The sequence below is a fragment of the Amycolatopsis sp. cmx-11-12 genome (assembly GCF_046269425.1).
Classification (GTDB): domain Bacteria; phylum Actinomycetota; class Actinomycetes; order Mycobacteriales; family Pseudonocardiaceae; genus Amycolatopsis.
Window position 1 is genome coordinate 1 of the sequence record NZ_JADNQM010000032.1, and the last position, 14566, is coordinate 14566.

Genomic DNA, 14566 nt, shown 5'->3' on the forward strand with positions numbered 1-14566 from the left:
CTCGACTGGGACACCCCAGCCGAGCGCCTCGCTAAACTCCTCACCAAAACCAGTTGATCACCCGTGTTGCAACGACCCCTGAAATCCACCCCTCGGCTGAGCCGAGGGAAGGGGGCCTTCACGCGCCATCGTTGACACCTCAGCCCTTCAGCTGCGGGAAGTCCTCCTCGCGGAACTCCCCCGCCGGCCGCTCATCCGCGTCGTTCTCGCGTCCTCGCAACTCGACCCGGCGGATCTTGCCGGAGATCGTCTTGGGCAGCTCCGCGAATTCCAGCCGCCGGATCCGTTTGTACGGCGCCAGATGCTCGCGGCAGAAGGCCAGGATGGACACCGCGGTGTCGGCGGTGGGCTCGTGCCCGTTCGTGAGGACGACGTATGCCTTCGGCACCGCGAGCCGGATGGGGTCGGGCGCGGGGACCACGGCCGCTTCGGCGACCGCGTCGTGTTCCAGCAGGACGCTTTCCAGTTCGAACGGCGAGATCCGGTAGTCCGACGCCTTGAAGACGTCGTCCGTCCGGCCCACGTAGGTGATGTAGCCGCGTTCGTCGACCGAGCCGACGTCCCCGGTGTGATAGAAGCCGTTCGCGAAGGCCGCGGCGGAGCGTTCGTCGTCGTCCGCGTATCCGGTCATCAGTCCGACCGGCCGTTTGTCGAGGTCGAGGCAGATCTCGCCCTCCTGCGCGCGTTCACCGGTGACGGGATCCACGAGCGCGACGGTGAAGCCGGGCAGCGGGCGGCCCATCGACCCCGGCACGACGTCCTGTCCGGGGGTGTTGGCGATCTGGACGCTGCTCTCCGTCTGGCCGAAACCGTCGCGAATCGTGACACCCCAAGCCTTCTCGACCTGGTCGATCACTTCGGGATTGAGTGGTTCGCCCGCGCCGACGACCTTGCTCGGCGGCGTCTTCAGTACGGTCAGGTCCGCCTGGATGAGCATCCGCCACACCGTCGGCGGGGCGCAGAAACTGGTGATGCCGCAGCGTTCCATCTGCGCCATCAGGGAAGCCGCGTCGAACCGCGCGTAGTTGTAGAGGAACACCGTCGCCTCGGCGTTCCATGGCGCGAAAACGTTGCTCCACGCGTGCTTCGCCCAGCCTGGCGAGGAGATGTTGAGATGGACGTCGCCCGGTTCGAGGCCGATCCAGTACATTGTGGACAGATGGCCGACCGGATACGAGACCTGCGTGTGCTGCACCAGTTTCGGCTTCGCTGTCGTGCCGGAGGTGAAGTACAGCAGGAGCGGGTCGTCCGCCGCCGTCGGGCCGTCGGGGGTGAAGTCGTCCGCTTCCTCGTAGGCGTCCACGAAGGACTGCCAGCCCTCGACCGGTTCACCCACCGCGATCCGGGTGTAGTCGCCGCCGACGTTCTCGAACTTGTACGCGTCGACGGAGCGGATCACCACGTGTTTCGCCGCGCCCCGCTCGACCCGGTCGGTGAGATCCGCCGGGCCGAGCAGGGTCGAGGCCGGGATGATGACGGCGCCCAGTTTGATCGCGGCGAGGATGGTCTGCCACAGCTCGCCCTGGTTGCCCAGCATCAGGATCAGCCGGTCGCCCCTGGCGACACCGAGCGAGCGCAGCCAGTTCGCGACCTGATTGGACCGGCGCGCCATCTCCGGGTAGGTCCAGCGGTTCTCGATGCCGGTCTCTTCGACGATCCACAGCGCGTACCGGTCCTGATTGGCCGGATCGGCCGCGACGACGTCGAACCAGTCCAGCGCCCAGTTGAACTCGGCGGGCCGGGGCCAGGTGAAGTCGCGATACGCGGTCTCGTAGTCCTCGCGATGGGTCTGCAAATAGTCCCGCGCCTCGCGGAACGTGCGATGTGCCTCCGAAGCGCTCACTATCGTCCTCCTGGTCCGCTGGGTGGCCGCCGGTTCTTTCTACTCTCCCTTGAACTCGGGCGCGCGCCGCTCAAGGAAGGCCTGCACGGCCTCGGCGAGGTCCTTGCTCGGCAGGAACGCGGCGTTCCAGGCCGAGACGTAGCGCAGACCTTCGGCCACCTGGCGTTCGGTGTTGGCCGAGAGGACGTTCTTGGTGCCGTGCACGACCAGCGGCGGGTTGGCCGCGATCTCCAGCGCCATCTTGCGGGCCTCGGCCAGCAGCGTCTCCTGATCCGCGTAGACGTCGTTGACCAGGCCGATCTTCTCCGCGCGGGCGGCGTCGATGTCCTTGCCGGTGAGGGCGAGTTCGCGCAGGTGTCCCTCGCCGATGATCGGCGCGAGCCGCTGCAGGCTGCCGAGGTCGGCCACGATCGCGACCTTGACCTCGCGCACGCTGAACTTGGCGTCCGCGCTCGCCAGGCGGATGTCGGCGGCCGCGATCACGTCGACACCGCCGCCGATGCACCAGCCGGAAATGGCCGCGATGACCGGTTTGCGGCATTCGGCGATCGAGGACACGCTCGCCTGGAGGGTCTTGACCTCGTCGAGGAACTTCGACCGCGGGCCCGCGAGCGCGTCCCCGCCGAGCATTTCGCCCCAGCTGGGCATCATCGCGGGAAGATCGAGCCCGTAGGAGAAGTGCTTGCCGCTGCCGGTCAGCACGACCGCCCTGACCTGCGGGTCCGCGTCGAGCGCGCGGAAGACGATCGGCAGCTCACGCCAGAAATCGGGGCCCATCGCGTTGCCCTTGGACGGACCGAGCAGCGTCACTTCGGCGACGTGCCCGTCGAGGTCCACCTTGAGCGAAACGAGATCGGGAAGACTGTCAGCTGTAGCGGTCATGAGGTCATCTTGACTCATGTGATTGACAGGCTGCCAATGGCCACTGTGCCCGGCCGCCCCTGAGATGCTTTCCTGGTAATACCGGCGAGTACCGACGATCGACGAAGGACGGTGGGAGATGAGCCCGGCCAGCAGCGCCACCGCGGTCGCCGACCTGCCCGTACCGACCCCCGGACGACGACGGGAACGATCCTCCCGGCCGATCGAGCTGTCGGGGTCCTTCACCCATGAGGGGCACCGGCTCGCCTACACCGAGTTCGGCTCCGGCGACCGGGTGGTCGTCCTGACCCACGGCATCATGCTGACCCGGCGGATGCACGCCCCGCTCGCCCGCAAGCTGGCGCGAGCGGGTTTCCGGGCCGTGACCCTCGACCTGCTCGGTCACGGTGACTCGGACCGGCCCACCGAGTCGTGGCTGTACTCGATGCCCGCGTTCGCGGAGCAGACAATCGCGCTCCTCGACCACCTGGACATCGGCTCCGCCGTCATCGGCGGGACGTCACTGGGCGCCAACGTCGCCCTCGAGGTCGGCGTCGCCGCCCCGGACCGCGCGCTCGGGCTGATCGTCGAGATGCCCGTGCTGGACAACGCGATCGTCTCCGGGCTGATCACGTTCGCGCCGCTGCTGATGGCCGCCCGGTTCCTGCCGGTGACGGTGCAGGGGGTGGCGCTGGCGGCGAAACTCGTCCCGCACGGCAACCAGTGGGTCGACGTCGTCACCGACACGCTTTCGCAGCGGCCCGCGCCGATGGCCGCGCTCCTGCACGGCGTGCTCTTCGGCCGGATCGCGCCACCCAAGTCGATCCGGCGGAAGATCGAGACCCCGGCGCTGGTCATCGGGCACGAACGCGACCCGATCCATCCCTTCGGTGACGCCGACACGCTGGCCGCGGACATGCCGGCGGCCGAGTTCGTCCAGGCCCGCAGCCCGGTCGAACTGCGTCTCGACCCGAGCCGCCTGACCGAAGCCATCGCCGACTTCTCCGCGCGCTGCCATGACCGTTGAGCCGACGCCGACCCGGGACTCGGGCGCGGAGGAACTGCGGACGGAACGGCTGCTCCTGTGCCGTCCCGCGCCCGAAGACCTCGACGCGATCTTCGCCCTCCACACAGATCCGGTGGCCTGCGAGCACAACCCGTCGGACCTGGTGGAGACACGCAAGGAAGCGGAACTGCTGCTGCTCCGCTGGTCGCACCAGTGGGACCGGTACGGCTTCGGATACTGGACGGTCCGGCGGCAGGACGCACCGGAGCCGCTGGGGTTCTGCGGGGTGAAGATCGTCGGCTTCCGGCGGAACGCGGTGTTGAACCTCTTCTACCGCTTCTTCCCGTCCGCCTGGGGCGTCGGATACGCGAGTGAGGCCGCCACCGCGGCGGTGGACTGGACGCGCGTCCACCGGCCGGACGACGTCGTGATCGCCCGCGTCCGGCCGGAGAACGTCGCCTCGCAGCGGGTGGCGCTGCGGGCCGGGCTGATCAGGGCAAGCGACTTCGACACCCCCGGCGACGACGGAGCCGACTGGTTCTATATCTCGGCGGGCTGAGCCAGCCCCGCCACCGGCCCGAAGACGATCACCGCGGGCGGCCGCACCCCGGCCGCCGCGGCGTCCTCGACCACACTGTCCAAAGTGGAGCGGAGAACCCGCTGCGTGCGCATCGTGCCGTCCTCGACGATCGCCACCGGCGTGTCCCCCGGCCGCCCCTCCAGGAGCGCCTTCGTGAACAGCGGAAGGCGTTCGACGCCCATCATCAGCACGATCGTCCCGCGCATTTTCGCCAGTAGATCCCAGTCCACCAGCGACTTCTCGTCACCCGGCGCGACGTGACCGGACACCACCACGACCTCGTGGGCGACGCCGCGGTGGGTCACCGGGACGTCCGCGGCGGCGGGTACGGAGAACGCGCTGGTGATCCCCGGGACCATCGTCACCGGGATGCCCGCTTCGGCGCAGGCGAGGACTTCCTCGAAGCCGCGACCGAACAGGTACGGGTCGCCGCCCTTGAGCCGGACGACGAACTTGCCTGCCTTGGCCCGGTCGATCAGGGTGGAGTTGATCACTTCCTGGCTGGCGGCGCGGCCGTACGGGATCTTGGCGGCGTCGACGATCTCGACGTGGGGCGCGAGTTCGTCGAGCAGTTCGCGCGGGGCCAGCCGGTCGGCGACGACGACGTCGGCCCTGGCGAGGAGACGGCGGCCGCGGACGGTGATCAGTTCCGGATCGCCGGGGCCACCGCCCACCAGTGCGACACCGGGAAGTTCGTCGTGCGCGTCCGGCACGCGGCCGTCGGCGACGGTGCCGGCGCGGAGACCGTCGAGGACGCTGTCCCGGACCGTGGCCGACCGCAGCGGCTCGCCACCGGAGAGGACACCGACCAGCAGTCCGCCGTGCCTGCCCGAGGCCGGGGTGACCGCGCTGCCGAGGTCACCGTCGTCGGCGCGGACGCAGAACACCCGCACGCGTTCGGCCTCGGCGCAGACGGCGGCGTTGACCTCGGGATCGTTCGTGCACGCCAGCGCGTACCAGGCGTCGGCGAGGTCGCCCTCGGCGTAGCGGCGTTCGTGCCAGACGATCTCCCCGGCGTCGGCCATGGCGCTCACCGACGGCGTCGTATGCGGCGAGACCAGCTCGACCCGCGCGCCGGCGCCGATCAACCGGGGCAGACGGCGCTGGGCGACCGTCCCGCCGCCGATCATCACGACACGACGGCCTGCCAGGTCGAGGCCGGAGAGGTAATGCGGGTCATCCATGCGGGGCAGTGTAAGGATCCATCCGCCCGGACCGCGATCCGAGTGAGAACCGCCTCAGCGCTCCAGCAGCGCCAGCAGTTCGGTGTTGCCGAACATCCTGGCCGCGTCGATCGCCGACGGCTCCCCCGCCCTCGGGTCCGCACCGCCATCGAGGAGCGCCTTCACCACCTCGGGCACGTTCTTGAACACCGCGCCGGCCAGTGGGCTCTGTCCCTTGTCGTTCTCGCGGTTCGGGTCGGCGCCACGCTCGATCAGCGCAGCGACGGTTTCCGCGTGACCGTGGTAGGCGGCGAGCATGACCAGCGTGTCGCCCCGGTCGTTGGTCAGGTTCGCCGAGACGCCCGCGTCGACGTACGCGGCGAGATCGGCCGTCGCGCCCGCCCTGGCGAAGCCGAACACCTTCGCCCACAGCGCCAGCAGTTCGGGATCGAATTCCTCGGTCTGTCCGGGGTTCTCTGTCATGCGGCCGATTCTTCCACAGGAACCCCGGTCCGGGCGGCGTGTCGCACCGCCCGGACCGGCGGGCTAGCGGCCCGCGTTCGGATAGGGCAGCAAGGCCATCTCACGGGCGTTCTTGATCGCCGTGGCGACCTGTTTCTGCTGCTGGGGCGTCAGACCGGTGACCCGGCGGGCGCGGATCTTGCCGCGGTCGGAGATGAACTTCCGCAGCAGGTCGGCGTCCTTCCAATCGACCTCGGTGATCTTGTTGGCGTGCAACAGGTTCGTCTTACGCTTGACGGGGCGGTCCCGGTTCGGCTTCACCAGCTCGACTTCGTGACGCCGGGGAGTTCGCCGTTGTGCGCCATCTGCCGCATCCGGACCCGCGAGAGCCCGAACTTCCGCAGGTAACCGCGCGGGCGGCCGTCGGCGGTGTCACGATTGCGGATCCGGGTCGCGCTGGCGTCCCGGGGCATCGCTTGCAGGGCCGACACCGCGGCCGCCTTCTCTTCCGGCGACGTGGACGGCGAGGCGATGGTGGCCTTCAGCTCACGGCGGCGCTGGACGTAGCGCGCGGCGACGACCTTGCGCTGCTCGTTCTTGGCGATCTTGGACTTCTTGGCCATCAGCGTTCCTCCTTGAACTCGACGTGCTTGCGCGCGACCGGGTCGTACTTGCGCAGCACCATGCGGTCCGGGTCGTTCCGGCGGTTCTTCTTCGTGACGTACGTGTAGCCGGTGCCGGCGGTCGAGCGGAGCTTGATGATCGGCCGGATGTCGGTGCTCTTGGCCATCAGAGCTTCACCCCTTTCGCACGGAGTTCGGCCACGACGGCCTCGATCCCCCGCTTGTCAATGGTCTTCATGCCCTTCACCGATACCCGCAGCCGGACCCAGCGCCCTTCGCTCGGCACGAAGTACCGCTTGGCCTGGAGGTTCGGCTCCCAGCGCCGGGACGTGCGCCGATGTGAATGCGACACCTGCTTCCCGTAGCCCGGTTTGCGGCCGGTGACCTGGCACACGGCTGACATACACCCTCCCAAGTTGATATCGGTTGTCGTTTTCATTTACTGTACACAGTCGAACCAGCCCGCAATCGACGCCCCGGAGCTTCAGTGACCGAAAACCCGCGCGTGCCCCTCGTCCTGATCAGTGGCCTCGCACCGGGACCGAACGCCGACCTCGCCGAGCGGCTGCGCCTCGCCGAACCCGGCACCGCCGTCGTGCACCACGACCTGAGGCAGATTCACTCCGGAGTGGTCAAACGGCGGATCCAGCTCGGCGACCGCGACCAGCTGACCGTCCTCGAACTGGCGCACGGCTGCGTCTCGTGCACCCTGCGCGAAGACCTGCTGCCGCTCCTGCGCAAGCTCTCGCAGATGCCGCGGGTCCGGCGGATCGTGGTCCGGCTCGACGAGGCCATGGAACCCGAGCCGGTCAGCTGGGCACTGCACAACGTCCTGGTCGGCGACCTGCCGGTGATCGAGGACGTCGACCTCAAGGCCGTGCTGGCCGTCGTCGAGTGCGCGGAGTGGCTGGCCGACACCACCGGCGACGACACCCTGGCCGAACGGAACCTGCAAGCCAGTCCCGAGGACGAACGCACCGTCGCCCAGGTCGCGCTGGCACAGGTCGAATTCGCCGACCTGGTCGTCCTCGCCGGAGCGGCGGCCGACGCCTGGTCGGCGGCGAAGGCGTCGGCGGTGCTCGACCGGGTGGCGCCGTCGATCCCCCGCGTCGAATTGTCCGCTGTGGACGGGAAGACCGTGCTCGACGCCGTCCCCGCCGGCGCCCGGCGCGGCGAGGTCACCGACATGCACGGGCCGCTGCTGCGCGGCGAACCGCCGTTGCACTCCGACTGCGGGATCGGGCTGCTCACCTTCACCTCGCAGCGCCCGTTCCACCCGGAGCGCCTCCACGACGCGATCGACGTCCTGCTCGACGGCGTCGTCCGGAGCCGGGGGCGGCTCTGGGTGGCGAGCCAGCCGGACATGGCGCTGTGGATCGAGTCCGCGGGCGGCGGGCTCGGCATCGGGCACGCCGGGCCGTGGCTCGCCGCCCCCGGCGGGCCGGACTGGGCCGACGTCTCCCCCGAACGCCGCACGCTCGCCTCCCTGCGCTGGGACCCGCGGTACGGCGACCGCGCGCAGGAACTGGTCGTCGTCACCGATCAGGCCACACCCGACGAGGTCGAAGCCACCCTGAACGGGGCACTGCTGACCAACGAGGAACTCGCCGCCGGGGAGCGGGAATGGCTCCGCTACCCGGATCCGTTCGGCGAATGGCACGAAGAACCGTGCGAGGACACGGAAATCGACCCCGAGAAACACGACGCGAACGTGTCGAACCGAAAGGACGAAACGCAGTGAAACCCGGCATCCACCCCGACTACCACCCCGTGGTGTTCAAGGACCTCTCCACCGGGGACGCCTTCCTGACGCGGTCGACAGCCACGTCCGAGCAGACCATCGAGTGGAGCGACGGCAACACCTATCCGGTGGTGAACGTCGAGATCAGCTCGTGGTCGCATCCGTTCTGGACCGGCAACCAGCGGATCATGGACAGCGCCGGTCAGGTCGAGAAGTTCCACCGCCGCTACGGGCGTCGCGGAGGTGCGAAGTAATGGCCGTCCCGAAGCGGAAGATGTCGCGCAGCAACACCCGGTCCCGGCGTTCGCAGTGGAAGGCGGCCGTGCCGGATCTGGTGCCGATCAAGGTGAACGGCGAGACGAAACTGGTGCCGCGCAAGCTCATGAAGCACTTCCATCAGGGTGGAGAGTGACGACGCCGGTCACGGTGCTGTCCGGCTTCCTCGGTGCGGGCAAGACGACCGTGCTCAACCACGTCCTCGCCAACCGCGAGGGTCTGCGGGTGGCGGTGATCGTCAACGACATGAGCGAGGTCAACATCGACGCCGCGCTGGTTCGGGACGGGAACAGCCTGTCCCGCACCGAGGAACGGCTGGTCGAGATGACCAACGGGTGCATCTGCTGCACCCTGCGCGACGACCTGCTGGAAGAGGTCTCGCGACTCTGCGCGGACGGCCGGTTCGACTACCTGCTCATCGAATCCAGCGGGATCTCGGAGCCGATGCCCGTGGCGGCGACGTTCTCCTTCCTGGACTCCGCGCGCCTGGACACGATGGTGACCGTGGTCGACGCGGTGAACTTCGAGCGGGAACTCTCGACCGGGGACGCGCTGACCGAACGCGGGCTGGACCAGTACGACGGGGACGAGCGGACGGTCAGCGACCTGCTGATGGACCAGATCGAATTCGCGGACGTCCTCCTGCTCAACAAGGCGGATCTCGTGCCGGCCTCGTCCCTCGAACGGCTGACGGCGGTTCTGCGGCGGTTGAATCCGGCGGCGGAGGTGGTCGTCTCGACGCACGGCCGGGTTCCGCTCGACCGGTTGCTCGGCACCGGGCGCTACGACGTCGAGCGGGCGCAGGAAGCACCCGGCTGGGTGGCGGAACTCAACGGCGATCACGTCCCGGAGACCGAGGAGTACGGGATCTCCAGCGTGGTCTTCCGCTCCGGGCGGGCATTCGACGCCGAACGGTTGTGGGACTTCGTCGGCAGGATCGATTCCGGGGAGTTCGGGACGGTCCTGCGCTCGAAGGGGTTCTTCTCGCTGGCTTCACGGCCCGGGGTGACCGGGCTGTGGTCGCAGGCCGGGTCGGTCGCCCGGTTCGAGCCGCAGGGTGTCGAGGACGCGCCGCGCCAGGAACTCGTGTTCATCGGGGTGGGACTGGAGAAGGACGCCCTGCTGGACTCGCTCGAGGGCTGTTTGTGCACTGTGGAGTCGGGTGGGACGGATCCTTTTCCTGCCTGGGAAGCGGTGCACGCTCACTGACGTTGGTCGCTACCCGACCGCAAGTAGTCCTCTAGTTGCGATCCTTGCGTGTGCAACTACCGCAACTAGAGGACTACTTGCGGATGGTCGGAGAGGACCTGTTCGCGCAGGATATCGGCGTGTCCGCAATGCTGGGTCAGCTCCCGCAGGACTTGCAGGTACACCCAGCGAAGCGTCCTCGGCCCCATCCGGTGCCCGGTCACGACCGTGTCCAGTGGCAGGTCCGCGACCACCGCACGCGCCGTGGCACAGGCTTCCCGATGGGCGGCCGTGATCGAGGCGACGGTGTCGTCGTCGGCGAGCCGGAACGATTCGTCCGGGTTCTGGGCCAGGCCGAGCTCCTGGCGGGACTTGCCGCCGACGGCCTCCTCGAACCACACCCGCTGCATCCATGTCACATGTTTGAGCAGCCCGAGCAACGTCGTCGCCGACGTGACGAGCTGTCGGCGGGCCTGTTCTTCGGTGAGACCGTCGAGAGTCATCTCGATGGCGCCGCGATGTTCCTCGATGAACGTGTCGAGCTGTGTGCGTTCGTCGTCCAACGGCACATCGAACGAACCCATCCGAATCTCCTGTCGCCACAAGTTAATCAGTAGGCATCGTGCCAGTTCCACCATTCGTACGGCGGCGTCTGCGGATACCCTTCCGGCGAGTCCTCCCACTCCTCCTGCCGCCCCAGTGCGGTGATGTCGAGGTAGCTCCACGTGCTCCCCATCGCCTCATCGCCGCGATTGTTGACGAAGTACGTCCGGAAGACCTGGTCGCCTTCGCGGATGAAGGCGTTGGTGCCGTGCCATTCGTCGACCCCGAAGTCGAAGTCGAAGTCACTGGCGATCGTGTACCAGGGCATCGTCCAGCCCATCCGGGCCTTCATCCGCGCGAGGTCCGGCTGCGATCCGCGTGAGACGAAGGCCAGCGTGGTGTCGCGGGCGTTCAAGTGCGCGACGTGCGCGACCTGGTCGGCGACCAGCGAGCAGCCTTGGCAGGCGTGGTCGGGGAAGCCTTCCACTCCGGGATCGAAGAACGCCCGGTAGACGATCAGCTGGCGGCGCCCCTCGAACAGGTCGAGCAGGGTCGCTTTCCCGTTCGGTCCCTCGAACTCGTACGGCTTCTCGACCGCGACCCACGGCATCCGCCGCCGTTCGGCCGCGAGCGCGTCACGGGCGCGGGTCAGCTCCTTTTCCTTGACCAGCAGCCGAAGCCGCGCTTCTTCCCATTCGGCCGGGGACACTGTGGTGATCTTCATGATCTCTCCAGATGGTCTTTCAGAGCCGCGAGCGGCCCGTCCCAATCGCGGGCGAGCGCGGCGAGGAACTGCTGGGCGACCTGCATCGGGGCCGAGCGCAGCAGGTAACGCACGCGCCGCCGCTCCCCCTGTTCCGGGGTCACCAGGCCGGCATCGGTGAGCACGGCGAGGTGCTTGGCGATGGCCTGCCGGGTGATGGGCAGCCGCTCGGCCAGATCGGTCGCCGTGGCGGGGCCGGTCGACGCGAGGGTGGCGAGGATGCTCCGCCTGCTCGGGTCGGCCAGCGCGACGAAGACCTGTTCGGCGATCGCTTCGATGTCAGACGGCATCGAGGTATTCGATCAGTTCGCCCAACTCGGCCGCCCACCCCTTCGTGTTCCCTTCGAACGCGACGCTGTGAGCGTCGTCCGGAAGCTGGGAGAAGCCGGTCTCGACGACGGTGAGCCGCGTGCCCGCGCCGACCGGTTCGAGGGTGAACTCGACATAGGTGCGACGAGGATCGTCGTCGGGCAGGCCATAGATGTTCCAGGTGAAGCCGAAGATCTCCGGCTCCTCGACGCGCTCGACGCGCATGGTCGCCTTGTGCCCCTCGTCCCATTTCATCTCGGCGTCACCACCGGGCCTCAGGTCGATACTCGCCTGGTTTCCGAACCAGGTGCCCAGCCCCTCGGCCGTGGTCAGCGCGGCCCAGACCTTCGCGGGCGGATGGGCGATCTCGACAGTGCGTTCGATGCGGTCGGGGAATCCCACGACGACCTCCTCAAGTAGCAATCAATCGGTTGCCATATCTTTGTATAGCAACCGACCGATTGCGTCAAGGGCGGCTCAGGAAGCCGTGTACAGCGCGCCGAGGAACTCCAGCAACAGCCGTTCGCGCAGCAGGCCGGGTGCGGTGGCCAACAGTGCGTTGATCTCAGCCATCCGGGTCGGCAGACCCGCACCGCCGCCGAGGCCCGCCGCCGCCAGCAGCCCGGCGAACTGCTCCGATGTCAGCGTCGCGGGGTCCAGCGCGGCCACGAACTCCGCCACCTGCGGGTCGACGACGACGGGCCCGGACTCCCGTGCGGCCTCGACCGACGCGGCAAGGTCGGCGAGGAATTCCTTTTCACTGCCCCGGTTCGCGGCCGTCACGGTCAGGTGCAGGTTCGCGGGCGAGGACTCGTGGGCGAACTGTGGCTGGACGTACCAGCCACGCTCACGCATCTCATCCGCGACGGTGAACAGGTCGAATCCCGCGCCGGTGTCCACGGTGAAAGCGAGCAGCGTCGAGATCGGGTCGCCGAGGACACGCAGTCCGTCCAGCGCCTCGACTCCGGCGCGGATCTCCACGGCCGCTTCACGTGCGGCCGAAGCCAGCTTCGCGTAACCCTCGTCGCCGACGTGACGCACGACCGCCCACGCGGCGGCGAGCGGACCGCCGGACCGCGTGCTCTGCACCGTGGTGTTCAGCATCGTGTAGCCGGGCCAGTCGGCACTGGCGAAGTAGTGCGTCCGGCGCAGTCCCGCGTTGGCGTGCAGGAGAACCGACACGCCTTTCGGGCAGTAGGCGTATTTGTGCAGGTCCACCGAGACGCTGGTGACACCGGGGACGTCGAAGCCGAACGGACCGAGATCCAGGTACGGCAGCACCCAGCCGCCGATGCAGGCGTCCACATGGAACCGGACGCCGTCCAGCAGCGCCGCGATCTCCGGGATCGGGTCGAGGACGCCGTGCGCGTACGACGGCGCGCTCGCGACGACCAAGACCGTGGTGTCGTCGACCGCGGCGGCCATCGCCTCGGGAACGGCGCGGAAGGTCACCGGGTCGACCGGCACCGAAACCACGCGGACGCCGAAGAAATGCGCCGCTTTGTGGAACGCGGCGTGCGCGGTCGTGGGCAGCACGATGCTCGGCGACGTCACTTCGGGATGCGCGTCGCGGGCGGCCAGGACGGCGAGCAGGCACGACTCCGTGCCGCCCGAAGTCACCGAACCGACCGTCTCGGCCGTGCCCCCGAGCAACCGCGCGGCGGTGCCGACGAGGTCGTTCTCCATCCGCAGCAGGCTGGGGAACGCGGTCGGGTCCAGGCCGTTGGCCGACGACGCCAGCGCGTGCGCCGCCGCGCCGAGTTCGTCCACTTCGGACAGACCGCTGTCGTAGACATAGGCGAGCGTCCGGCCGCCGTGCGTCGGCAGGTCCCCCGCGCGCAGTTCCCGCAGCTCCTTCAGGACGTCTTCGGCGGTCACGACCGGCGCTCCAACACGGACTTCCGCAGCAGCGGGATGCCCAGCACGATCAGCACGGCCGGGAGGATCGACGCGCCGAGCAGGATCGCCGTGAGCGCGCTGTCCGGCTGCGCGGCGTTGGCGTCGAGGCTGGACTGGTAGCCGCCGAACTGGAGCACCAGTCCCCAGAGCCCCGGCCCGAGCGCGAGTCCGAGCGTCTCCGACGCCGTCCAAACACCGGCGGCGACCCCGGCCCTGGTCTCACCGGTCCGCTCCTCCTCATCGCTGATCAGGTCCGGCAGGATCGCCAGCGGGAACACCGAGATCCCCGCGTATCCGACCCCGCAGAAGGCGACGAACACCATCGTGACCGCGAACGGGAACACCTGGGCACCGAGAAGGCCCAGCAGGCCGACGCCGAACGCGGCGGTGGCGATGCGGAAACCGGCCAGCTTCCCCAGGCTCGCCCCGAGTTTCGGCCACAGCGGCATGGTCAGCAGCGCCGGGCCGACGAAACCGACGAACAGGACCGTCGAGTAGCCGGAACTGCCGAGGATCCGCTCGGCGAAGAACGGGATCGCGGCCAGCACCGTGCCGATGCCGAGCGCCTGGATGAAGTAGACCCCGAGCAACCAGCGGAACGGCCGCCACCCCGCGAGTGTCCGGAGCAGTTCGCGCGGGCTCACCGTGTTCGGCCTCAGCGCGCCGACGGGAGCGTCCTTCAGCCCGAAGTACACGCCGAGGGTCGCCAGCAGGATGATCACGGCGATGAACACGCCCATGACCCGATAACCGGCGATGCCGCCGATGAGATCGGTGATCGCGGGCGCGCCGCCGCCGGCGATCAGGATGGCGACCGCGAGGAAACCGATCCGGACACTGGTCAGCTTCGTGCGTTCTTCGGCCGAGTCGGTCAGTTCGGCCGGCAGCGCGTTGAACGGCACCTGGAAGAACGCGTACGCGGTGGCGCACAACAGGAACACGACGACGACGTAGATCGCGTCCGGCACCGGAGCCCCGAAGCCCGGGTGCGCGAACAGGGCCGCGAAGAGGATCGAGACGCCGATGCCGCCGTAGAGCAGGAACCGGCGGCGGCTGCCGGTGCGGACCATGTCCGCGTCCGACAGCCTGCCCGCGATCGGGTTGAAGAGCACGTCCCACGCTTTGGGAACGAAGACGATCAAGCCGGCCACGCCCGCCGCGACGCCCATCGTGTCGGTGAGGTACTTCAGGAGGAGCAGGCCGGGAACCGTGCCGAAGGCGCCGGTGACGAACGAGCCGAGCGAGTAGCGATACCTCGTCCGTGCTGGCAGGGCTGCCATGATCCTCCTCGAGGCGATTCTCCCGATGA

General features: G+C 68.7%; 20 protein-coding genes. 6 read left to right on the forward strand and 14 right to left on the reverse strand.

Translation table 11 applies throughout. The features are described from left to right. Positions 1-139: 139 nt before the first annotated feature. Together ACLARN_RS33160 and ACLARN_RS33165 are read right to left on the reverse strand one after the other, a co-directional pair. A complete protein-coding gene (locus ACLARN_RS33160) occupies positions 140-1843 on the reverse strand; it encodes an AMP-binding protein (protein WP_409495416.1) in 1704 nt (567 codons plus the stop codon). A 39-nt stretch (positions 1844-1882) separates the two neighbouring features. After that, on the reverse strand, positions 1883-2725 hold the full coding sequence (locus ACLARN_RS33165; RefSeq protein ID WP_409495417.1) for a crotonase/enoyl-CoA hydratase family protein: 843 nt from the start codon (positions 2723-2725) through the stop codon (positions 1883-1885). Positions 2726-2843: 118 nt separating this feature from the next. On the opposite strand from ACLARN_RS33165, the gene ACLARN_RS33170 reads away from it, so the two are divergent. Further along, the gene (locus tag ACLARN_RS33170) at positions 2844-3731 is read left to right on the forward strand and encodes an alpha/beta fold hydrolase (protein ID WP_409495418.1); all 888 of its coding nucleotides are present in this window, start codon (positions 2844-2846) and stop codon (positions 3729-3731) included. After that, complete coding sequence (locus ACLARN_RS33175; protein WP_409495419.1) at positions 3721-4269, forward strand: GNAT family N-acetyltransferase; 549 nt, start codon at positions 3721-3723, stop codon at positions 4267-4269. Before ACLARN_RS33170 ends, ACLARN_RS33175 begins: the two co-directional genes overlap by 11 nt. Here the strand turns inward: ACLARN_RS33175 and cobA are convergent. From cobA to rpmB, 6 genes are all read right to left on the reverse strand, one after another. Continuing rightward, complete coding sequence (cobA, locus tag ACLARN_RS33180) at positions 4251-5474, reverse strand: uroporphyrinogen-III C-methyltransferase (protein ID WP_409495420.1); 1224 nt, start codon at positions 5472-5474, stop codon at positions 4251-4253. The two genes, ACLARN_RS33175 and cobA, sit on opposite strands and share 19 nt — an antisense overlap. Before the next feature lie 54 nt (positions 5475-5528). Further along, the gene (locus tag ACLARN_RS33185) at positions 5529-5936 is read right to left on the reverse strand and encodes an ankyrin repeat domain-containing protein (protein ID WP_409495421.1); all 408 of its coding nucleotides are present in this window, start codon (positions 5934-5936) and stop codon (positions 5529-5531) included. A 63-nt stretch (positions 5937-5999) separates the two neighbouring features. Beyond that, positions 6000-6239 carry a 30S ribosomal protein S18 gene (gene rpsR / locus ACLARN_RS33190; RefSeq protein WP_101607580.1) on the reverse strand — a complete coding sequence of 80 codons (240 nt, stop codon included), beginning with the start codon at positions 6237-6239 and terminating at the stop codon, positions 6000-6002. Further along, entirely contained in the window at positions 6233-6538 is a 306-nt protein-coding gene (gene rpsN / locus ACLARN_RS33195) for a 30S ribosomal protein S14 (RefSeq protein WP_409495422.1), read from the reverse strand. Before rpsN ends, rpsR begins: the two co-directional genes overlap by 7 nt. Then, positions 6538-6705: a 50S ribosomal protein L33 gene (gene rpmG / locus ACLARN_RS33200; RefSeq protein ID WP_005149953.1), complete on the reverse strand. Its 168-nt coding sequence runs from the start codon at positions 6703-6705 to the stop codon at positions 6538-6540. The genes rpsN and rpmG overlap by 1 nt, the downstream gene beginning before the upstream one ends. After that, positions 6705-6941 (reverse strand): 50S ribosomal protein L28, encoded by a 237-nt coding sequence (gene rpmB / locus ACLARN_RS33205; RefSeq protein WP_005149951.1) that lies wholly within the window; start codon positions 6939-6941, stop codon positions 6705-6707. The genes rpmG and rpmB overlap by 1 nt, the downstream gene beginning before the upstream one ends. Before the next feature lie 84 nt (positions 6942-7025). On the opposite strand from rpmB, the gene mrf reads away from it, so the two are divergent. The 4 genes from mrf to ACLARN_RS33225 are packed head-to-tail and all read left to right on the forward strand — an operon-like array spanning position 7026 to position 9764. Continuing rightward, complete coding sequence (mrf, locus tag ACLARN_RS33210) at positions 7026-8279, forward strand: ribosome hibernation factor-recruiting GTPase MRF (protein WP_409495423.1); 1254 nt, start codon at positions 7026-7028, stop codon at positions 8277-8279. Further along, positions 8276-8533, forward strand: a complete 258-nt coding sequence (locus ACLARN_RS33215) for a type B 50S ribosomal protein L31 (RefSeq protein ID WP_101607577.1) — start codon at positions 8276-8278, stop codon at positions 8531-8533. Before mrf ends, ACLARN_RS33215 begins: the two co-directional genes overlap by 4 nt. Continuing rightward, on the forward strand, positions 8533-8691 hold the full coding sequence (gene rpmF / locus ACLARN_RS33220; protein WP_005149940.1) for a 50S ribosomal protein L32: 159 nt from the start codon (positions 8533-8535) through the stop codon (positions 8689-8691). Before ACLARN_RS33215 ends, rpmF begins: the two co-directional genes overlap by 1 nt. After that, a complete protein-coding gene (locus ACLARN_RS33225) occupies positions 8688-9764 on the forward strand; it encodes a GTP-binding protein (protein WP_409495424.1) in 1077 nt (358 codons plus the stop codon). The genes rpmF and ACLARN_RS33225 overlap by 4 nt, the downstream gene beginning before the upstream one ends. A gap of 65 nt (positions 9765-9829) precedes the next feature. On the opposite strand, the gene ACLARN_RS33230 is transcribed toward ACLARN_RS33225, so the two are convergent. The 6 genes from ACLARN_RS33230 to ACLARN_RS33255 all read right to left on the reverse strand — a co-directional run bounded on the left by ACLARN_RS33230 (position 9830) and on the right by ACLARN_RS33255 (position 14537). Next, positions 9830-10327, reverse strand: a complete 498-nt coding sequence (locus ACLARN_RS33230; protein ID WP_409495425.1) for a DinB family protein — start codon at positions 10325-10327, stop codon at positions 9830-9832. A gap of 26 nt (positions 10328-10353) precedes the next feature. Then, positions 10354-11010: a DUF899 domain-containing protein gene (locus tag ACLARN_RS33235; RefSeq protein WP_409495426.1), complete on the reverse strand. Its 657-nt coding sequence runs from the start codon at positions 11008-11010 to the stop codon at positions 10354-10356. Beyond that, positions 11007-11339 (reverse strand): ArsR/SmtB family transcription factor, encoded by a 333-nt coding sequence (locus ACLARN_RS33240; protein ID WP_409495427.1) that lies wholly within the window; start codon positions 11337-11339, stop codon positions 11007-11009. The genes ACLARN_RS33235 and ACLARN_RS33240 overlap by 4 nt, the downstream gene beginning before the upstream one ends. Beyond that, positions 11329-11760, reverse strand: a complete 432-nt coding sequence (locus ACLARN_RS33245) for an SRPBCC domain-containing protein (RefSeq protein WP_409495428.1) — start codon at positions 11758-11760, stop codon at positions 11329-11331. The genes ACLARN_RS33240 and ACLARN_RS33245 overlap by 11 nt, the downstream gene beginning before the upstream one ends. Before the next feature lie 75 nt (positions 11761-11835). Next, positions 11836-13236 (reverse strand): pyridoxal phosphate-dependent decarboxylase family protein, encoded by a 1401-nt coding sequence (locus ACLARN_RS33250; protein ID WP_409495429.1) that lies wholly within the window; start codon positions 13234-13236, stop codon positions 11836-11838. After that, a complete protein-coding gene (locus tag ACLARN_RS33255; RefSeq protein ID WP_409495430.1) occupies positions 13233-14537 on the reverse strand; it encodes an MFS transporter in 1305 nt (434 codons plus the stop codon). The genes ACLARN_RS33250 and ACLARN_RS33255 overlap by 4 nt, the downstream gene beginning before the upstream one ends. Between the last annotated feature and the right edge of the window lie 29 nt (positions 14538-14566).

Excerpts from the sequence above, each read along its gene's own strand:
- ACLARN_RS33165 (WP_409495417.1), bottom strand. The coding sequence starts at position 2,725 with ATGACCGCTACAGCTGACAGTCTTCCCGATCTCGTTTCGCTCAAGGTG.
- ACLARN_RS33170 (WP_409495418.1), top strand. The coding sequence starts at position 2,844 with ATGAGCCCGGCCAGCAGCGCCACCGCGGTCGCCGACCTGCCCGTACCG.
- ACLARN_RS33175 (WP_409495419.1), top strand. The coding sequence starts at position 3,721 with ATGACCGTTGAGCCGACGCCGACCCGGGACTCGGGCGCGGAGGAACTG.
- cobA (WP_409495420.1), bottom strand. The coding sequence starts at position 5,474 with ATGGATGACCCGCATTACCTCTCCGGCCTCGACCTGGCAGGCCGTCGT.
- ACLARN_RS33185 (WP_409495421.1), bottom strand. The coding sequence starts at position 5,936 with ATGACAGAGAACCCCGGACAGACCGAGGAATTCGATCCCGAACTGCTG.
- rpsN (WP_409495422.1), bottom strand. The coding sequence starts at position 6,538 with ATGGCCAAGAAGTCCAAGATCGCCAAGAACGAGCAGCGCAAGGTCGTC.
- rpmG (WP_005149953.1), bottom strand. The coding sequence starts at position 6,705 with ATGGCCAAGAGCACCGACATCCGGCCGATCATCAAGCTCCGCTCGACC.
- rpmB (WP_005149951.1), bottom strand. The coding sequence starts at position 6,941 with ATGTCAGCCGTGTGCCAGGTCACCGGCCGCAAACCGGGCTACGGGAAG.
- rpmF (WP_005149940.1), top strand. The coding sequence starts at position 8,533 with ATGGCCGTCCCGAAGCGGAAGATGTCGCGCAGCAACACCCGGTCCCGG.
- ACLARN_RS33230 (WP_409495425.1), bottom strand. The coding sequence starts at position 10,327 with ATGGGTTCGTTCGATGTGCCGTTGGACGACGAACGCACACAGCTCGAC.
- ACLARN_RS33235 (WP_409495426.1), bottom strand. The coding sequence starts at position 11,010 with ATGAAGATCACCACAGTGTCCCCGGCCGAATGGGAAGAAGCGCGGCTT.
- ACLARN_RS33240 (WP_409495427.1), bottom strand. The coding sequence starts at position 11,339 with ATGCCGTCTGACATCGAAGCGATCGCCGAACAGGTCTTCGTCGCGCTG.
- ACLARN_RS33255 (WP_409495430.1), bottom strand. The coding sequence starts at position 14,537 with ATGGCAGCCCTGCCAGCACGGACGAGGTATCGCTACTCGCTCGGCTCG.